Annotated in this window: 20 protein-coding genes; 5 read left to right on the forward strand and 15 right to left on the reverse strand. The window is 71.4% G+C overall.

Annotation, left to right across the window (positions count from 1 at the left end; all coding sequences use genetic code 11):
* The first annotated feature begins 293 nt into the window (after window positions 1-293).
* Complete coding sequence (locus ACZ5NJ_RS17505) at window positions 294-515, forward strand: hypothetical protein (protein ID WP_468765810.1); 222 nt, start codon at window positions 294-296, stop codon at window positions 513-515.
* 81 nt (window positions 516-596) lie between these two features.
* Here the strand turns inward: ACZ5NJ_RS17505 and ACZ5NJ_RS17510 are convergent, their stop codons facing one another.
* The 4 genes from ACZ5NJ_RS17510 to ACZ5NJ_RS17525 all read right to left on the reverse strand — a co-directional run bounded on the left by ACZ5NJ_RS17510 (window position 597) and on the right by ACZ5NJ_RS17525 (window position 3,085).
* Complete coding sequence (locus ACZ5NJ_RS17510; protein WP_468765812.1) at window positions 597-797, reverse strand: hypothetical protein; 201 nt, start codon at window positions 795-797, stop codon at window positions 597-599.
* Between the two features lie 219 nt (window positions 798-1,016).
* Complete coding sequence (locus ACZ5NJ_RS17515) at window positions 1,017-1,841, reverse strand: hypothetical protein (RefSeq protein WP_468765814.1); 825 nt, start codon at window positions 1,839-1,841, stop codon at window positions 1,017-1,019.
* Between the two features lie 114 nt (window positions 1,842-1,955).
* A complete protein-coding gene (locus ACZ5NJ_RS17520; protein ID WP_468765816.1) occupies window positions 1,956-2,603 on the reverse strand; it encodes a hypothetical protein in 648 nt (215 codons plus the stop codon).
* A gap of 338 nt (window positions 2,604-2,941) precedes the next feature.
* Entirely contained in the window at window positions 2,942-3,085 is a 144-nt protein-coding gene (locus ACZ5NJ_RS17525) for a hypothetical protein (protein WP_468765818.1), read from the reverse strand.
* Between the two features lie 224 nt (window positions 3,086-3,309).
* On the opposite strand from ACZ5NJ_RS17525, the gene ACZ5NJ_RS17530 reads away from it, so the two are divergent.
* The 3 genes from ACZ5NJ_RS17530 (at window position 3,310) to ACZ5NJ_RS17540 (ending at window position 5,151) form a co-directional block, all read left to right on the forward strand.
* The gene (locus ACZ5NJ_RS17530) at window positions 3,310-4,443 is read left to right on the forward strand and encodes a hypothetical protein (RefSeq protein ID WP_468765820.1); all 1,134 of its coding nucleotides are present in this window, start codon (window positions 3,310-3,312) and stop codon (window positions 4,441-4,443) included.
* Between the two features lie 102 nt (window positions 4,444-4,545).
* A complete protein-coding gene (locus ACZ5NJ_RS17535) occupies window positions 4,546-4,767 on the forward strand; it encodes a hypothetical protein (RefSeq protein ID WP_468765822.1) in 222 nt (73 codons plus the stop codon).
* 168 nt (window positions 4,768-4,935) lie between these two features.
* On the forward strand, window positions 4,936-5,151 hold the full coding sequence (locus ACZ5NJ_RS17540) for a hypothetical protein (protein ID WP_468765824.1): 216 nt from the start codon (window positions 4,936-4,938) through the stop codon (window positions 5,149-5,151).
* A 238-nt stretch (window positions 5,152-5,389) separates the two neighbouring features.
* Here ACZ5NJ_RS17540 and ACZ5NJ_RS17545 read toward each other — a convergent pair whose 3' ends face one another.
* Window positions 5,390-5,575 carry a hypothetical protein gene (locus ACZ5NJ_RS17545; RefSeq protein ID WP_468765826.1) on the reverse strand — a complete coding sequence of 62 codons (186 nt, stop codon included), beginning with the start codon at window positions 5,573-5,575 and terminating at the stop codon, window positions 5,390-5,392.
* Between the two features lie 547 nt (window positions 5,576-6,122).
* On the opposite strand from ACZ5NJ_RS17545, the gene ACZ5NJ_RS17550 reads away from it, so the two are divergent.
* Window positions 6,123-6,554: a hypothetical protein gene (locus ACZ5NJ_RS17550; RefSeq protein ID WP_468765828.1), complete on the forward strand. Its 432-nt coding sequence runs from the start codon at window positions 6,123-6,125 to the stop codon at window positions 6,552-6,554.
* A gap of 309 nt (window positions 6,555-6,863) precedes the next feature.
* Here the strand turns inward: ACZ5NJ_RS17550 and ACZ5NJ_RS17555 are convergent, their stop codons facing one another.
* The 10 genes from ACZ5NJ_RS17555 to ACZ5NJ_RS17600 all read right to left on the reverse strand — a co-directional run bounded on the left by ACZ5NJ_RS17555 (window position 6,864) and on the right by ACZ5NJ_RS17600 (window position 14,275).
* A complete protein-coding gene (locus ACZ5NJ_RS17555; protein WP_468765830.1) occupies window positions 6,864-7,220 on the reverse strand; it encodes a hypothetical protein in 357 nt (118 codons plus the stop codon).
* Window positions 7,217-7,711 carry a hypothetical protein gene (locus ACZ5NJ_RS17560; protein WP_468765832.1) on the reverse strand — a complete coding sequence of 165 codons (495 nt, stop codon included), beginning with the start codon at window positions 7,709-7,711 and terminating at the stop codon, window positions 7,217-7,219. Before ACZ5NJ_RS17560 ends, ACZ5NJ_RS17555 begins: the two co-directional genes overlap by 4 nt.
* 5 nt (window positions 7,712-7,716) lie before the next feature.
* Window positions 7,717-8,466: a hypothetical protein gene (locus tag ACZ5NJ_RS17565; RefSeq protein ID WP_468765834.1), complete on the reverse strand. Its 750-nt coding sequence runs from the start codon at window positions 8,464-8,466 to the stop codon at window positions 7,717-7,719.
* An 88-nt stretch (window positions 8,467-8,554) separates the two neighbouring features.
* Window positions 8,555-8,728 (reverse strand): helix-turn-helix domain-containing protein, encoded by a 174-nt coding sequence (locus ACZ5NJ_RS17570; protein ID WP_468765836.1) that lies wholly within the window; start codon window positions 8,726-8,728, stop codon window positions 8,555-8,557.
* Window positions 8,729-9,544: 816 nt separating this feature from the next.
* On the reverse strand, window positions 9,545-10,339 hold the full coding sequence (locus tag ACZ5NJ_RS17575) for a hypothetical protein (RefSeq protein ID WP_468765838.1): 795 nt from the start codon (window positions 10,337-10,339) through the stop codon (window positions 9,545-9,547).
* Between the two features lie 34 nt (window positions 10,340-10,373).
* Complete coding sequence (locus tag ACZ5NJ_RS17580; RefSeq protein WP_468765841.1) at window positions 10,374-10,874, reverse strand: hypothetical protein; 501 nt, start codon at window positions 10,872-10,874, stop codon at window positions 10,374-10,376.
* Window positions 10,875-11,030: 156 nt separating this feature from the next.
* Window positions 11,031-11,897, reverse strand: a complete 867-nt coding sequence (locus ACZ5NJ_RS17585; protein WP_468765843.1) for a terminase large subunit domain-containing protein — start codon at window positions 11,895-11,897, stop codon at window positions 11,031-11,033.
* The gene (locus tag ACZ5NJ_RS17590; RefSeq protein WP_468765845.1) at window positions 11,894-12,574 is read right to left on the reverse strand and encodes a hypothetical protein; all 681 of its coding nucleotides are present in this window, start codon (window positions 12,572-12,574) and stop codon (window positions 11,894-11,896) included. The genes ACZ5NJ_RS17585 and ACZ5NJ_RS17590 overlap by 4 nt, the downstream gene beginning before the upstream one ends.
* 54 nt (window positions 12,575-12,628) lie before the next feature.
* Entirely contained in the window at window positions 12,629-13,588 is a 960-nt protein-coding gene (locus tag ACZ5NJ_RS17595; RefSeq protein WP_468765847.1) for a hypothetical protein, read from the reverse strand.
* A 159-nt stretch (window positions 13,589-13,747) separates the two neighbouring features.
* Entirely contained in the window at window positions 13,748-14,275 is a 528-nt protein-coding gene (locus ACZ5NJ_RS17600) for a hypothetical protein (RefSeq protein ID WP_468765849.1), read from the reverse strand.
* Window positions 14,276-14,514 lie beyond the last annotated feature (239 nt).

The raw sequence follows: 14,514 nt of genomic DNA on the forward strand, positions 1-14,514 counted from the left end.
GAACTCGACACAAGGCGCCTTTCCGATGATCTGAAACCTGTGCGGCTGATGATCACGAAAAGCGCGGATATCACGAGGCGGCACGCTCCGCGATCCGAGTACGCCCACCCGGACGGCGCCCGCTCGTGCGCCGTCCGGACGCGCCCCACAGCCCGGCAGGTGAGGGACCACACAGCCGCCGGCGGTGTGCTCTCCAGCACCCGCTACTCGGCAGAGGCCGCCGCACGGGTACCGGGCCTCCGGTCGGGCCCCCTCACGGTGCGGCCCGGCACGGCGGCCGCGAGGGTGGGGTCATGTCGATACCGAAGCTGATCATCTATCCACCCGATGAGCGGGGCTGGCGCAAGGTCCGCTACGACGGAACGATCCTCGGCACCGCCTACCGGGAGTCGGACATCCCCGAGCTGCTCCGCCAGGCCGGGATGGAGTCCCCCGAAGACTTCGACCTGACGCCGGGAGAGTTCGTGGAGTGGCGCGGCGGCGGGCCGGAAACGTGGGCCGAATCCCCGCCCTGAGCCGGGGCTACCTCCCGGCAGCGGCCGGTCGCTGGCGCCGGTCCGGCGGAGGACCGGCGCTGCTCGAAGGGCAACTGGCTATCAGTCACCCAGCTTGGTGACCGTCTTGAGGAGTTCGCCCTCCTGGGCGACCTTCTCCAGGAGACCGCTGGGTTCCTGAGACGCGCTGAAGGTGCCCTTAGCGGCTCCAGTGACTACCTCGGCTACGTCGTTAGCGTGCGCGGGGGCGGCGAATGCGAGGCCCGTGAGTGCGAGGGCTGTGGCGGCAAGCATCTTCTTCATGATCTGACCAACGAGACCTGAGCACCGTAGGCACGGAGCGGCTCCGGTGCCGGAGAGCCCGAGTGCCGTGGTGTCGCGGAAGGCCGGGAGTCGCCTGGCCAGGTGGAGTGGGGTGGGGGCGGCCCGGAGACGTGGGGTGAATCCCCGCCGTGACCGGATCCAGGGTGAGGTCGAGCACGGGCGCCGGCGCAGGTGCTGCTCGTCACCCGCCGCGGCGGCTCACTTGAGGTGTTCGTTCTCGTCCAGGAACCGGCGCAGGGCGTCGTCGTCCGGGGGCGTTGCCGTGGTGAACCCGACGATGAGGTCTCCGGCCTCCTTCGTGGCGGCCCACATCTCGGCGATGGCTTGCGCCCGCGTCGGGCTGAACTGGACGCTGTGGGTCTTGGCGAGGGTCACGGCACGGAGCATGGCCAGCCGGGCAATGGTGACCTCGCCGAAAATCTGCATGGCGACGTCCTCGGGCGGCGCGGGAGCCGTGACAGCGGCCCGCAGGACGGCATCCTCCTCGCCCCGGGGCCGGGGCGGGGGGACTTCGGCCAGGGCGACGGCAGTGGGCCGGGCCACGGTGGACGCGGCGACCTGTGGCCGGGCGCAGGAGGCGAGGTCGAGGGCGGTCCGGTAGTCGTTCCTCTCGACCCGGGCCCGGCCGCTGGCAGCCGCGTCCTCGAGAACCCGCACCAGCAGGCGGAACCGGTCCTCGTCGTCCGCGTACGCGCCCGTGACCACCGCGACGTCCCGAAGCACGGAGTACGAGACGGTGATGCCCGTGGCGGCGATCTGCGCCCGCCTACTGTCGTGGCAGTAGGCGGCCACCGCCCGGTATTCCATGGCGGTCGACGGGCTGATGCCGACGCGTTCCGCGAACCGCTCGATCACGGACTTGCTGCCGTTGTTCACGCCTTTCTCGCCGAGAGGGGCGATGTCGAGCAGGAGATCGCCCTTGGTGAGAGCCGCCGCGCACACGGCGGCGACGCCGCGCACTTCGGCCTGGTCGAGCGTCTGCCAGGTGGTGAGGTGGCGCTCGGTGAACCCGGGGTCGTGCATCGGGTCTCCTTCGGGGTGGGGTGCTTCGTCAGCTGCTCAACGCGGCGCCGACGCGGGACGTGACGCCCGCCTCGCAGGTGACCGTGAGCACACCGCCGGCCCCCGTGCTTGCCTTCACCTCGTCGTCGCCCGGGACGCAAGGCCTCGGCCCAGGGCCGTATGGACGGCGGCGGCCCCGACCTGGTCGAGCCTGCGCAGCAGCACCTCCGCGATGCCCTCCGGGTCGTCCAGGGGGATGGTGGCGCTGTTCTTGCGCCACCCCGCTTGAACCGCTGCCCGGTGTGCGCTCAGCTCCCCGGCCGTGACCCTCGCCAGGAGATCGGGCCGCTCGCGTTCCAGGCGGCGGATCGCGGCTTCCCTGGACGTCCCGCCCGATCTTTCCCTGCGAGGCGGCGGCGACTCGTCGTCGCTTCTATCCGAAAAACCCGGGATGTTATCCAGGGTTTTCCGGGGGCGGCCGTCCCTGCGGGGGGTGAGCTTGTAGAACTCGGCGAGGAGGTCGGTGCGGTCGCCGATGATCCGTTCCACGAGGTCCAGGCTGGACCCCAGGCCCTGGAGGGGCAGGGTGGTCACGAAGGCCGCGAACTCGTTGTCGGCGTAGGTGACGCGGGCTCCGAGCTGGGTGGTGAAGTCCCGCCACCCGCCGCTGAGGAGGAGGTCTTCCAGCAGCTTGGGCACGGTGCCCAGCGAGTTCCTGCCCGAGCGGAGGGAGGAGCCGAGGGAGGCCACGTGCTGGCCCCGCTCGCGCCGTTCATCAGCCACTCTGCCTCCGCTCGCCACGACCTGCGTACCTGCACGTGGGTAACGACCCACGGCGGCCGGGGTGGTGCTCGGGAGCACCCGGCCGCGGCGGGTGACGGACAGCACCTGGGCCGGCCTACGTGCTCGCCATCACCTGGCGCGGGCCGGTGGCCATCCGTTGAGGGCTTCGCCGCAGATGGGCTTTGGAGGAGTTACGCCCGAAGGGCGCCCCCGCGGGGGCGCCCTTCGGGCGTAACTCCTCCAAAGCCCCGTAAGCCCGTAGCTGCGGGGCAGAAGGTTGTTGTTCGTGGAGGCTCCGGGCGGCGGACCTCTGGGGCGGAGCCTCCACAAGGGGATACCTACTCGGCCCAGTCGACCGGCTTCCCTCCGATGAGAAGCTCCTGGCCGAGGTCGACCTCGATTGTCTCGAAGGAGAGGACTTCCACCGCAGGCTGTGTGTCGGCCGAAGCCTCAGTGGATTCAGGGGTGGAGTGGTCGGTCATGAGAACGCCCTTCCGGGAAGTAGATCAACGACGGGAACGTGATCACGTCGTCTCCAGTCCTAGCAGCACGCAACCAACCGGGTCAGTCGATTCGGCGTTCTCCCCCGGACTGTCCCGCGTTCTGGCGCGTGTGGTGGGCGTGTGCGTCCGGGCTTCTGGGCCGAAGTGGCTGCCGATTGTTCCTGATCATGGAAGCATCGGCGCCTTCGGCTTGAGGAGAAGACATGGCAGGTCAGTCCGTACAGCGGGTCAACGCGCGTCTCGCGGCGCTCCACGCGGCCACCGCCGAACGCAGGCTCGCGCCCCTCACCCTGCGGCTCGACCCGGGGGTTGACGGGACGGCACTGGAACACGTTCAGCTGGGGGCGCCCCGCATCGAGGCAGAAGGAGAGGTGGCCGCGGGCCAGACGGTGATGGTCCTCATCCCGATCGTGGGGGGCCACCTGCACCACGTGCGCTCGGTGCGGCGAACCGGTCTTCCGTGGATTTCGGAGATCACCAGGTCCTGGACGTACTACGACAACGACGGCTTCAGGGCACGGGTGAAACTGGCCGCCTCGACGACGGGCGGCGATGAGCTGCTGCTCGACCTCCGCACCGGCACCTGGATGGATCCGGAGGCGAACGGCAGGCTCTACGGCCCGACCGCCCCGTTCTTCCGCGAGCAGGTGGCGGCGCTGAAGGAGGACGCCGTCTACGATCTGGGGGCCGCAGAAGCCGCAGGTCCGGCCCCGCAACCGCTGTCGGCTCCCGCCGTGCTCACCTCGCACCAGGCTGAAGTGATGGGGAGGAACGAGAGTGGTTACGGCACCGTGCGCGGGTACATGACCGCCGGCACCATGCCCGAGGAGCGCCTGGGCGAAGCACGGCACGTCCCGGTCTCCAAGGACTACAAGATCGCCAAGAGCTCCGCCCCCTACATCGACGCCAGCGTGACGCTCGGTGACCTGAACCCCAAGGGCCTGCTCTACAGCCTTCTCGTTATCACCTTCAGCAACGACCAGGCCGAGACCCAGGCCGTCATCCTCGCCAAGCACCTGGAAGCGGACCTGTTCCTGCACAGCGACGCCACCTCGCCGACCATCGCGCTCACCCCCGGCCAGAAGCGCACCTTCACCCTGACCCACCGCAACAGCGACACCCCCCTGGGCACGCCCGACCAGCTCCGCGACGACCTCGTCTGGACCGTCGATGTGCCGGGGCCCCAGGGCACGTTCGACCCCGGCACCTTCACCTACACCGCCCCCGACACCATTGACCACCCCACCACCGCGGTCATCACCGTCCTTAGCGGCGAAAGCGACCACGGCAGTCGCGACTACGGCTTGGTCCTGGTCCCGCTGGCCCCCGGGCAGTAGTCCCGGGACTCACGGGAGCTTCGGGAGGGCTGGGCCGGGTACCGGGCCTCGGTCGGGCCTCCTCGCGGTGCGGGGCGGCCGAGCCGCCGGGAGGGTGGAGACATGCCGATACCGAAGCTGATCATCTATCCGCCCGATGAGCGGGGCTGGCGCCGGGTTCGCTACGACGGAACGATCCTCGGCACCGCCTACAAGGCGTCCGACATTCCCGAGCTGCTCCGCCAGGCCGGGATGGAGTCCCCCGAGGACTTCGACCTCACCCCGGGCGAGTTCGTGGAGTGGCGCGGCGGTGGTCCGGAGACGTGGGCCGAATCCCCGCCGTGACCCGGCTCGAGGTGACGAGGAGCATGGGCGCCGGCGCAGGTGCTGCTCGTCACCTGCCGCGGGCCGGTGGGTGTCGGCCGCAGACCCGGCCGGGTACCCGCTGTCGGGCCTGGGGGGCGGTGTGGTTGGCTCGGTGCGCCGTATCAACTGATCTACAAGGGGGCGGGCATGGACCAGCAGCAGTTCAAGGACGAGCTTCTCCAGCACATCGAGGAGATGCTCATCTGGGAGGACGACCGCATAGACGCGGACGTGTTCCAGGGGATTGCTGGCCAGATGGGCCAGTACAAGGACATGCTCAGCGAGCTGATGAAGGAGGCTGACGCGGACGCGGACAACATGATCAGCAAGGACGAACTGCGGCGGGCCATCAACGCCCTCTGAGCCCGACCGAGGGGTTCCAGGGTGACGGCATCGTGAGTTCGGCGTCGCAGATGTCCAGGAGGGGCAGCGGTCGGCCGTGGCGGACGGCGTCCGCCCGAATCCGGTGCAGCACGGCGAACACGTCGGCGGTGCAGGCGGGGCAGCACGCCCACGCGGTGGGCTCGCCGTCACCGCCGCAGTCCGCGCAGCCGTCGTCCCACGGCCACCCTGCGCACGACGTCACCGGGTGGGCCGCCGTCTACCGGATGGGGAACAGCTCGCGGGGCCGGGTGTCCCGGTCGGGCCGGGCCTGCCAGCGCGTGTCGGCCCACGACAGGCCCTCGTCGGCGAACCAGGCGTCGATCGACTTCCAGCGGCGCTTGGGAGGGGTCGTGGGGCGGTCGCGTCGGTCCTGTGCCGGGATGGCGGGGCCGTTCTCGTTCATGTCCGGTGAACACGTGGGCGACTGCTGGCCGTGCCCGGTCTGGGCGGGTGTCACCCGGACGGCGCACCATCCCGGCCGGATGAGGTGAGGATCAGCACCAGCGCCGGCGGTGTGCTCTCCAGCACCCGCCGCGGATGCGCTCCTGGGGCCGGGGAGGTCTTTTCCCAATCGCTCGGCTCCGGGCACCATCTTCTGGGCTGAAGGGGCGGGATCGACGTCACGCGCTCCGGCGGCACACTCCGCTGCCTGGTGGGCGACGTGTCGACGCGTGAGTAGTGCCGAAGGGCCAGGCGTTCTGCAGGTATCCGTCGGCGACCGGGCCGTCACGACACGGGGGAAGGTATCAACGGCCTCAGGCGGGGTCGGCGACCGCTGCGCGACCCCGCTGCCGCACCGGTCAAACGGCTGCGCACTGGCATGTCCCACCTTTACGATCATGACGACGAGCCGTCGCGGAGAGTCACCTTTCCGGGGTGCTCGGTGATCACATTGCGAGTGAGGGGCGGCTGTTGGATGTCCGACTGCCCCGTTCGAACGGAGAATTCACATGAGTGACGAGTACGGCGTGCTAGAGCTCTTCGGCAAGGAGGGCGAGGACGCCACAGAAAAGGTCTCCTTGAGCCTGCGCGACTTGAACCTGCGCGACGGGAACCTGCTGTACCTCGGAGGCACTGAGCTGGGCAACGACGCGGCGTACTTCTTCCGGGTGAAGGATGTGACCAAGGAAGTCACCATCACCCTGTACGACGACCGACACGGACGCGGCGAAGCCGGAGACGAGGAAGCCGAGAGCTGGGCTGCCTACAAGATCCTGGCGCCGCTGCAGGAGTCCGGGCTGCTGCCGGTGGACCAGGCGTTTGGCCATCGCGCTGGTGAATCGATCATGCCGAAAATCCTCTCCGCCGGGTCTCACCGCTCCGGCAACTTCGTAGGGAAGGTCAGCAGCGTGCGCGTGACCGTAAGCCCTGAGCCCGCCTGACCTGTCCGTCGCGCAGGCACGACGGTCCCAAGCCTCGCCCCAGTTCCTCTGACCGAGCACCACTCTGATCTCGGCCGGGCGAGGTGAGGGGCAACACCTGCGCCGGCGGTGTGCTGTCCAGCACCTGCCGCGGGTGCGCGCCCGGGACCGGAGGAGGTCTCCCAACCCGGCCCCGGGCACCTTCTTCTGCGCTGAAGAGGTGCCTCCGACGCTACGCCGTACGGCGGCGGCCGCCCCGCTCCCCGGCGGCGGGCGTGTCGGGGCGCGGCCGTTCTGCAGGTGCCCGTCGGCGGCCGGGCCCCGGGTCGTTCACGACGCGGCCCTCCCGGCGGAGGTGACGTCGAGCACGCGGGCCGGCGCACTGCTGGAGGGCAGACACCCCGGGGACCGTCCGAGCGGTACCGCCATCCCGGACGCGGCGCGCAGCGCGTACATGCCGGGGCCGATCTCCTCGGCCGGGGTCCGCTGTTCGGGGTCGGTACGCCACCAGGCCACGCGTTGCGCGCAGCGGTCGCAGACGCGGAGCTGTCGGCCGCCGTCGGGGCCGTCGAAGCGGGGCAGGCTCGCGGTGGCGGGGCCTTGGCAGGCGGCGGCCCGGGTGCCGTGGCGGAGCCCGCACCACTGCCGTGCGCACTCGCACCGCCCGGCGGGCGACTCCGCGTTCACCACGTGACCTTGTAGCGGACGGACTGCGGGTCGGCCATGCTCCGGCGGGCGGCCTCGGTGTCGCGTCGGGCCCAGTGGGCGCGGCGGGCGGCTTCCTGGGCGGACTGCTGGTCGAGGACGGCCTCATGCCGGGCACGGGCGTCCCTGCGGGCGACGGTGGCCTCGTACGCCTGCCGGAGGTGCGCGGGCGCCCCGGGGGGCGGGGCGACCGGTGCCGGGGTCGCCCGGAGCTTGGCCTCGATGGCCCGCTCCAGGTTCAGGGCCCGGAACTCGGCCCGCTGGCGTTCGATGACCGGGCGGATCTGCTCCATGGGCATGTCGGAGGTGAAGGCGCGGCCGTTGGCGACTGCCCGTTCCCGGGCCCGCCGCTCAGCGGCGTGCTGGTCCCGCAGGGGCTGGGCGATCTCGGCGGCGTGCCGCCGGGCGTTGTCGAACCTGATCTTCGCGGTGAGCCGGGCGTCCAGGGCCAGCTGCGCCGGGGTCTTCGCCATGAGGGTCATCCTTCCTGTTCGGTCTGTCGGCGGGACTCGATGAACCGGGCCCGCGCCCGGGAGGGGGCCGGTCGTAGGTCGTGCACGGCGGGCCTGGGCGCCCGTGCCCGTACGGCCGCGACGTCGGCCCGGATCTGGTCCTGGAGCCGCCACAGCTCGGCCTGCCGGGCGGAGGCGGCCTGGACCTCGGCGGCCGGTCGTGGGGGAGGGGCGCGCAGCACCGGCGGCTCGGGGACGGTGAACTCGGCGGGCCACTGGGGTGTCGGCTCCGCCAGGATCCGGTGGGGGACGGGGTAGCGGTCGGTGTGCCAGCACGCCCACGCCGCGACGAGCCGCCGGCCGCGCCCCCACACCGGCCCGTGCCAGCCCGACAAGCGGCCGGTCGCCCGGTGGTCGCGCAGCGCGGCCCGCAGCCGGGCGACGTGCACCCCGCCCGTGACGCCGTCGGCGGCCACATGCCGGGCCAGGACCGTGCCGCCGGTCCGGGCCACGACCGGCCGCAGCAGCGCGAGGAGATCCTGCCCGAGGGCTCCGGCGTCGGCGGTGACATCCACACGCACACCCTGCGACGCCCACACGGCGGCCTCCGCGACGAACACCGGCCCGGTGACGCTCCGGGCGTCCTCGGCGACGAACACCCGCCCACGGCCCGCAGGGACGAGCGGGCGCCCTCGGCCGTGGTCATGCCACCATCCGGCCCGCACTCGACCACGGCGTCCGGCGACCAGGACGAGCAGCACACGCGCCGGCCTCATGCTTCCCGTCACCTCGACCACACCGGCCGATCGGCGGCGAACGACAGGCGAGCCGGACCAGGACGGGCTGCAGCAGCGGCGGGGGCGCTCACACTGCCCCCGTGCGGCCGTTGAGGAGGTCGATCAGCCGGGCCGTCGGCACCCGCACGGCACGGCCCACCCGGATCGCCGGGATGTCCCCGTTGTGGCATCCGTTGTAGCCGTGCCGGGTGCTGATGCCCAGCACCCGGGCCGCCAGGGAGACCGAGACGGTCGGCTGCACGGCCGGGTCCGGTAGGAGCGCGGGCCGCGGAGAAGGACGAGGAGCTGCGGTGGCGGGCGGCACGGGGCCTCCGGGGCGTGCAGGGGCTACGCCCCCGGCCCACCAGCCAGCAGGGAAGCGGACAACGGCGAACCGTCCCGCTCCCCTGATTCACGCATGTGCACGCACCCCGTGCACGCACGCGCACGCCCGGCGTGTCGCACCGGCCCCGAGGTGACCTCCAGCACCGCGCCGGCCGAGGTGCTGGAAGTCACCCGCCGCGGGGAAGGTGACGTCCAGCACCAGCGCCGGCGAACCGGTCTCCGGCCCGGCACCGGCATCCCCCCCCCCCCCCCCGGCACCCGACCGACAGCCCGACTACGCGGCCGTCGCTGCCAGTTCTTTCGCGGAACGCAGGCCCGGGGTCCGGTGTCGGTTGGCCATGCTGCGGCGGGCCGGTGAGGGTGTAGTGGAAGGTGTTGAGGCGAAGGGGAGTGTGCGCACTGCTGTTGATCGGGCACGCTGGGGCCATGCCCATCAGCCTGCCCCGCGTGCGGTGTCCGTTCTGTGACGGCGTGTACGCGGCACACCCGACCGCCGCGCTCGGAGTCGGCGCACTCCATGACCACAAACGGGTTCCGCGTGCGCTGGTGTTGTGCCCCGGCAGCATGGCTCGCGTTCGACTCGGCGGCCCGTACCAGCAGCCACTGCCCGACGCCGAGGAGCCGAGGGACGGCGTCCTGATGACCTTGGAGCAGCCGCAGCTGTTCTGACCCCGCCTCGTCGGCTTTGCCATCGCCGTCAACTCTCTCCGCAGGAAACCGCAGCCCCTGAACATCACAGGCTCCCGCTCTGGTTGTGAAGTCGCTGGTTGGCGCGGGCCTCGTATGCGCCGACCGAGTCGGCGTAGGAGTGGCGGTCCTGGTCGGTGGAGTTCCGGTCGATGCGGATGTCGGCGAAGCTCGTCGGCCTGGGCTGCATGCGGGGGTAGCGGGCGGCCAGCTCCTCGATGGACACCTCCTCGCCGTTGAGGCGGGCGGCGGTGGCGGTCCGGCCGGTCGCGGCCAGATAGCCCCCGGCGCTGCGCACCGCCTGGCTGACGATCGGGATGTCGGAGAACTCGAAGAGCCGCAGTCCGCCCTTGGTGGTGTTCTCGGTGACGGCCAGGGCGAGGGCCATCAGGACGGCGTCGGTGCGTTCACCGTCGCGGACGCCGGGGGCGGGTGGGGTGTAGGCGTGCAGAAGATCGGCGAGAGCGGCCGCCTGGGCGCCCCGGCCCAGGGCGAGTCGCCCGTCGGTCAGGGCGCTCGCGCACGGCCCGATCACATCGCGCCGCTCGATCACCCGGACACCGTGCGGGCGGCGGGTTGCGCCCCCTGACTCCGGGAGCGCGACGAGTTTGACGGAGGCGACCTCGCGCAGGTCGGCCGCGAGATTACGGGCGGCGGGGGTGTCGATGTGGCTGATGTCGAGGACCACCCGCACCGGAGCGGGCTCGTACTGGCCGCACACGGCGGCCAGGTGGTCGGCAAGAGCCCGCAGCGGCGTACCGGCATTCGTCTGCTCGGAGTGGGCGCGCACCATCGACCCGGCGGAGGTGGAGAGGATCACGGCGATGCCGGTGGGGGCCATCGCCCCGCCTACCGACACACCCACCACAGGCCGCTCAAACTTCGTCTTCTTGCCCATACCTGCCTGTATCGGCATCCCGGCCCAGCGAGTTGACCCGTTCGGAGGAGTTCTGCCCCGCCACGGCCAGCCAGTCCCCCGTCCAGACCGCGAGCGCCGCTGACGCGGCCAGGTCGCCGAGGTGAGAGGTCTGGGTGTGGGCGAGGAGCTGTTCCCGCAGCACGGCCCCCTCGCCGAGACCGGGCAGGACGTGGAAGGCCTGCTGCTCCAGGGCGAGCGCGAGCGCGTTCAGGAGGTAGGCGCGCGGCACGTTGGGGTCGGGCCACACCCCGCCGACGCGCTGCCCACTGGTCCAGGTCACCCCCAGGACGGTCGCCGGGGCCGCCTGGTCCCGCAGCGATTCCACGACAGGACGCCCCAGCCCTGTGCGGTCGGCGGCCACCACCACCGGCTGTCCGGCGGCCCTGTACTGGCGGGCGATGTCCGCGACATGAGCAGTGAGCCGGTCGTACCGGGTCCCGAGCGGCACCTGTTCCAAATGGGTGACCGTCCACACCGGCAGGCACACGGGCCGCGGCAGGTGACGGCCGTCACCTGGCCGGCGACGTGATGGCTTCCTGGCCCCAGTGGGCACCATGACGGTGATCGCGGCCACGTCTCGGGCCTGCCCGATATCCACGCCCACTACCGCCACCTACGCCACCTCCTGCTGTCCGAGTCTGACGGCGAGCGGTGTGATCACCGGCATGTCCTCAAGCCCCGTCTCCCGCAGCGCGGCGTCCACGGCCGCAGCGTCGAACACCGACGTGCCCGCCGCACCCCACCGGCACTCCATCTCCGTCGCGAACACCTGCGCGGGCATCGACGCCCGCAGCTCGGCGATCTCCTCGGGCTGTGCCGCGAAACGCGGACTGGCCTGCCACGGCACCTCCAAGCGCGTCCAGGACGCCTGACGCGTCCAGATCCGGTGCGCCCACGTGCCGCGCTGCCCCGCCGAGGTGATCGCCACCAAATCTCCGCCCGACGCGATCAGCGTCGGCCGCAACGCCAGATAGGTGGCCTCCTGGACGAACGCCGCCTCCTCCACGATCACCATCGACACCGCCGACCAGCCACGCGCCGACACCGGCGTCCCCGGCAGCGCCACGCACCGCGACCCCAGCCGTTCCAGGGACAGCATCGTCGCCGAGTCCTGCTCCAGGGCGACGCCCAGGAGCCTCAGGTAGCCGCGCACCTTCAGCAGGAGTTCGGCGGCGGTGCGCTGCGAGGGGGCGACCAAGAGCACCAGACAGCCACGCCCGTGGGGGCCGGGGTCGGTCAGGAGCCGGTGGGCGACCAGGGCCGCCACCGAGCTGGACTTGCCCAGCTGCCGCCCGGCGACGACCATGCACCGTTTCAAGGTGCCGGGGCCGCCGACCAAAACCCCCGAGCGGCCGCCGCCCGGGCAGCTGCGCAGCATGTCCTTCTGCCAGGGGTCCGGGGCGATCTCGGCCTCCCGCATCACCGTGCACGGATCGGCCCACAGGCGGGCCATCCGCCGCCACCGCGTCGCAGGACTCACCGCGCATCCCCGCGCCGGCCCGGGTGCTCCCCGTCACCTTCCGCGTCATCGTCGGCGTCGAAGCGTTCGGCCAGTGCCCCGGCCCCGCCCGCCATTCCGGCGAGCATCGCCTCCATCTCCCCCCGGACCTGCTCCCACGACCCGCCCTCCACCGCCCCGGCCAGCAGCCCACCCCCGGCCACCGCCTGCGCGGACGCCTCCGCCTTCGCGTTCACCTGCACCAAAGGCGTCTCCCGCGTCAGCAGCACATGGTTGCGGGTGCCCTCGCTGACCGCCCGTAGATGCTCGCCCACCTCCCACGCCTCCACCGGCAGCTTCGTCAGATGCATCCCCGACCGCTTGGCCAGCGTGTAGTTCAGCCTGGTCAGGAAATCCCGCTCGGCGCGCACCCGCTTCAGCTGGGCGGCGTCCTCGATGCGCTGCTCGTGCCGGTCCCAGTCCGCCGCCCGCTCCTCGAACGACCACGCTTTGCGCTCGTCGTACAGCCGCGACTCCCCGACCTCCCACGGCGTGCCCGTGAGCGCCCGGTGCAGCTCCGGCGTAGAGCGCTTGGCCAGGTCCCGGAAAGCGAGGAACCTGCGGTACGTCGCCGCAGACTCCCCGCGCTGCCGCTCCCACGACGGCCGGTTCGTATCGAGCGGACGCGGCGCCCGTTCACGGGCCTTGTTGTTCCCCACGATCCCTCCACGGCTCCAGTTCGTACCCGGACACAACCCACCCGCAGGGGGTGGCTACGCGGCCGTCGCCGCTGTGTTTCGGGGGGAGGGTCCCGGGGGCGCAGCCCAGGCGGCGACCGGCTTACTGCTGCGGCGCAGCGCCTCCAGCGTCCGGGGCATCGGTTCCCACCAGCCGTAGGTCCCCGCCATCTCTGTGTTCAGCGTGCGGACCGCATCCGTGTACCAGCCGCGCAAGGTGTCCTCGTTCAGGGGCATCCCGGCCGGGCGCGGACCGTGGCGGCCGTTGGGGTGCTGTCCGCCGCCGTGGACGGTTACCAGGAGGGCATTCATCCCGCCCTCAAGGTTCGCGACGATGTCGCGGCGGAGCTCCAGCCATCTACGGACGGCGTGCTGGGTGTTGGCTCCGAGAGGGATGGTTTCGACCAGCTGCGCGCCTCCCTGGGCTCGCCGCATGATGGTCAGTGTCGATAGGTCCATGGCGAGTGACTGGGTCGTGAGGTTCGCGAGTTCGCCGGTCCGGGCTCCGGTGTCCATGACGATGCCGACGACGGCTGCCAGGCGGACCATGACCCGCCACCGCGTCGAGCCTCGAGGAAGTGTCTCTGGGTAGGCCGTGACGAAGCGCCATAGGCTCTCGCGCTGCCGGGTGTTTGCGGGCTGGTGCTGAGCGGGTTGCGGCGGCCCCGGGGGTAGGGAGAGATTCACCCCGGCCGCCTTCGCGATCCGCCGTAGGACGGTACGGCGCTTGAGGGCGGAGTGGGCGGAGGGTTTGCCGCTCTTGCGGGGCCTTGCCCGCACGTCGTCGCGCTCGGCGGCCTCCAGGAATCGGCGGGTGTTGTGGGGGTTGAACAGGTCGGTGACGGCCCGGCAGCAGTTCTTGTCGAGGCGGTCGTCACGGACTGCTCGCCGGAGCTCCCCTCGTACCCAGCGCACATGGTGGTTGGGTACCCCGGAGAGCACACGGTCGATCGCGATATCCAGGTCCTGGAGCGCACGGCACCGGTCAAGGTCCATGATCGTGAGATTAGACCCGGCGTAAGTAAGCCGAGCGTGGGTAAGCCGGATCCTGCCGACCTGTGGTCTGCATCGCGCCAGCCCCGTGGGCCACCCCGGGGGGACGGTGGCCCCGCTCTCTGGTGGGCTTCCGATGGCAGGTGCCCGGCTGTCGCATGATCAGGCTGGCAGGTTGAGGAGCGCTCCTACAGGTAGCGTCTGGCCCCCGACGCGGACCGTGCCGCGCTCCACGGACAGCAGGTCGGCCGAGACGTGCCCCTCCGCTGCGAGGAACCACGCCAGTGCCTCAGCACGGACGTAGGCGAGGGCGGAGACGATCGCGGCGCCTTCGGCAGCGAGGAATTCCGGGAGCCCTCGCAGGTCCGTGTCCCCGTCCTCCAGCCCGCCCGCGAGGGTGTGGAGGGCGGCCGTCCAAGTTCCGATGTTCTCTTCCTGATCAAGGATCGTGCGGAGAGACGCGGCCCGCTGTTCGGCGGGTCCGGGAACAGGGTCGCCGTCGATGGCCGCGCATTCCTCGGCGATGTCGGCGTTGCCGAAGCTGTGCCGGTCGAAGGCGGCCAGTTCGTTGGCCAAGCCACTGGTGGCGGCTAGGTAGGCAGCGACGTTTTCGAGGTAGGCAGGCGGGGTGACGTCGAGAAGTGCTTGGTGCTCGGGGTCGTGGAAGATCTCGATCGGGAGTCTGGTCATACAGCGATGGTCAGCGGACATCCGCGGCAGGCGACTCACATCACCTCGCCGGCACAGGTGGCGCAAGCCCTCCATCACTCCAACGAGCGACCTGAGGTGCCCCCGGACCGGCACCCGCATACGGCGGGCCGTCGCACCGGCCCGGAGGCTAGCTGATCGTACGGGCCCGGCCTCGCATGGCGGTCAGCGACGTCCCCTGCCCGGCCCTGGTCAATGAGCCGAGATGCTGCCGTCACCGC

The sequence above is a fragment of the Streptomyces sp. NPDC032091 genome (assembly GCF_055580265.1).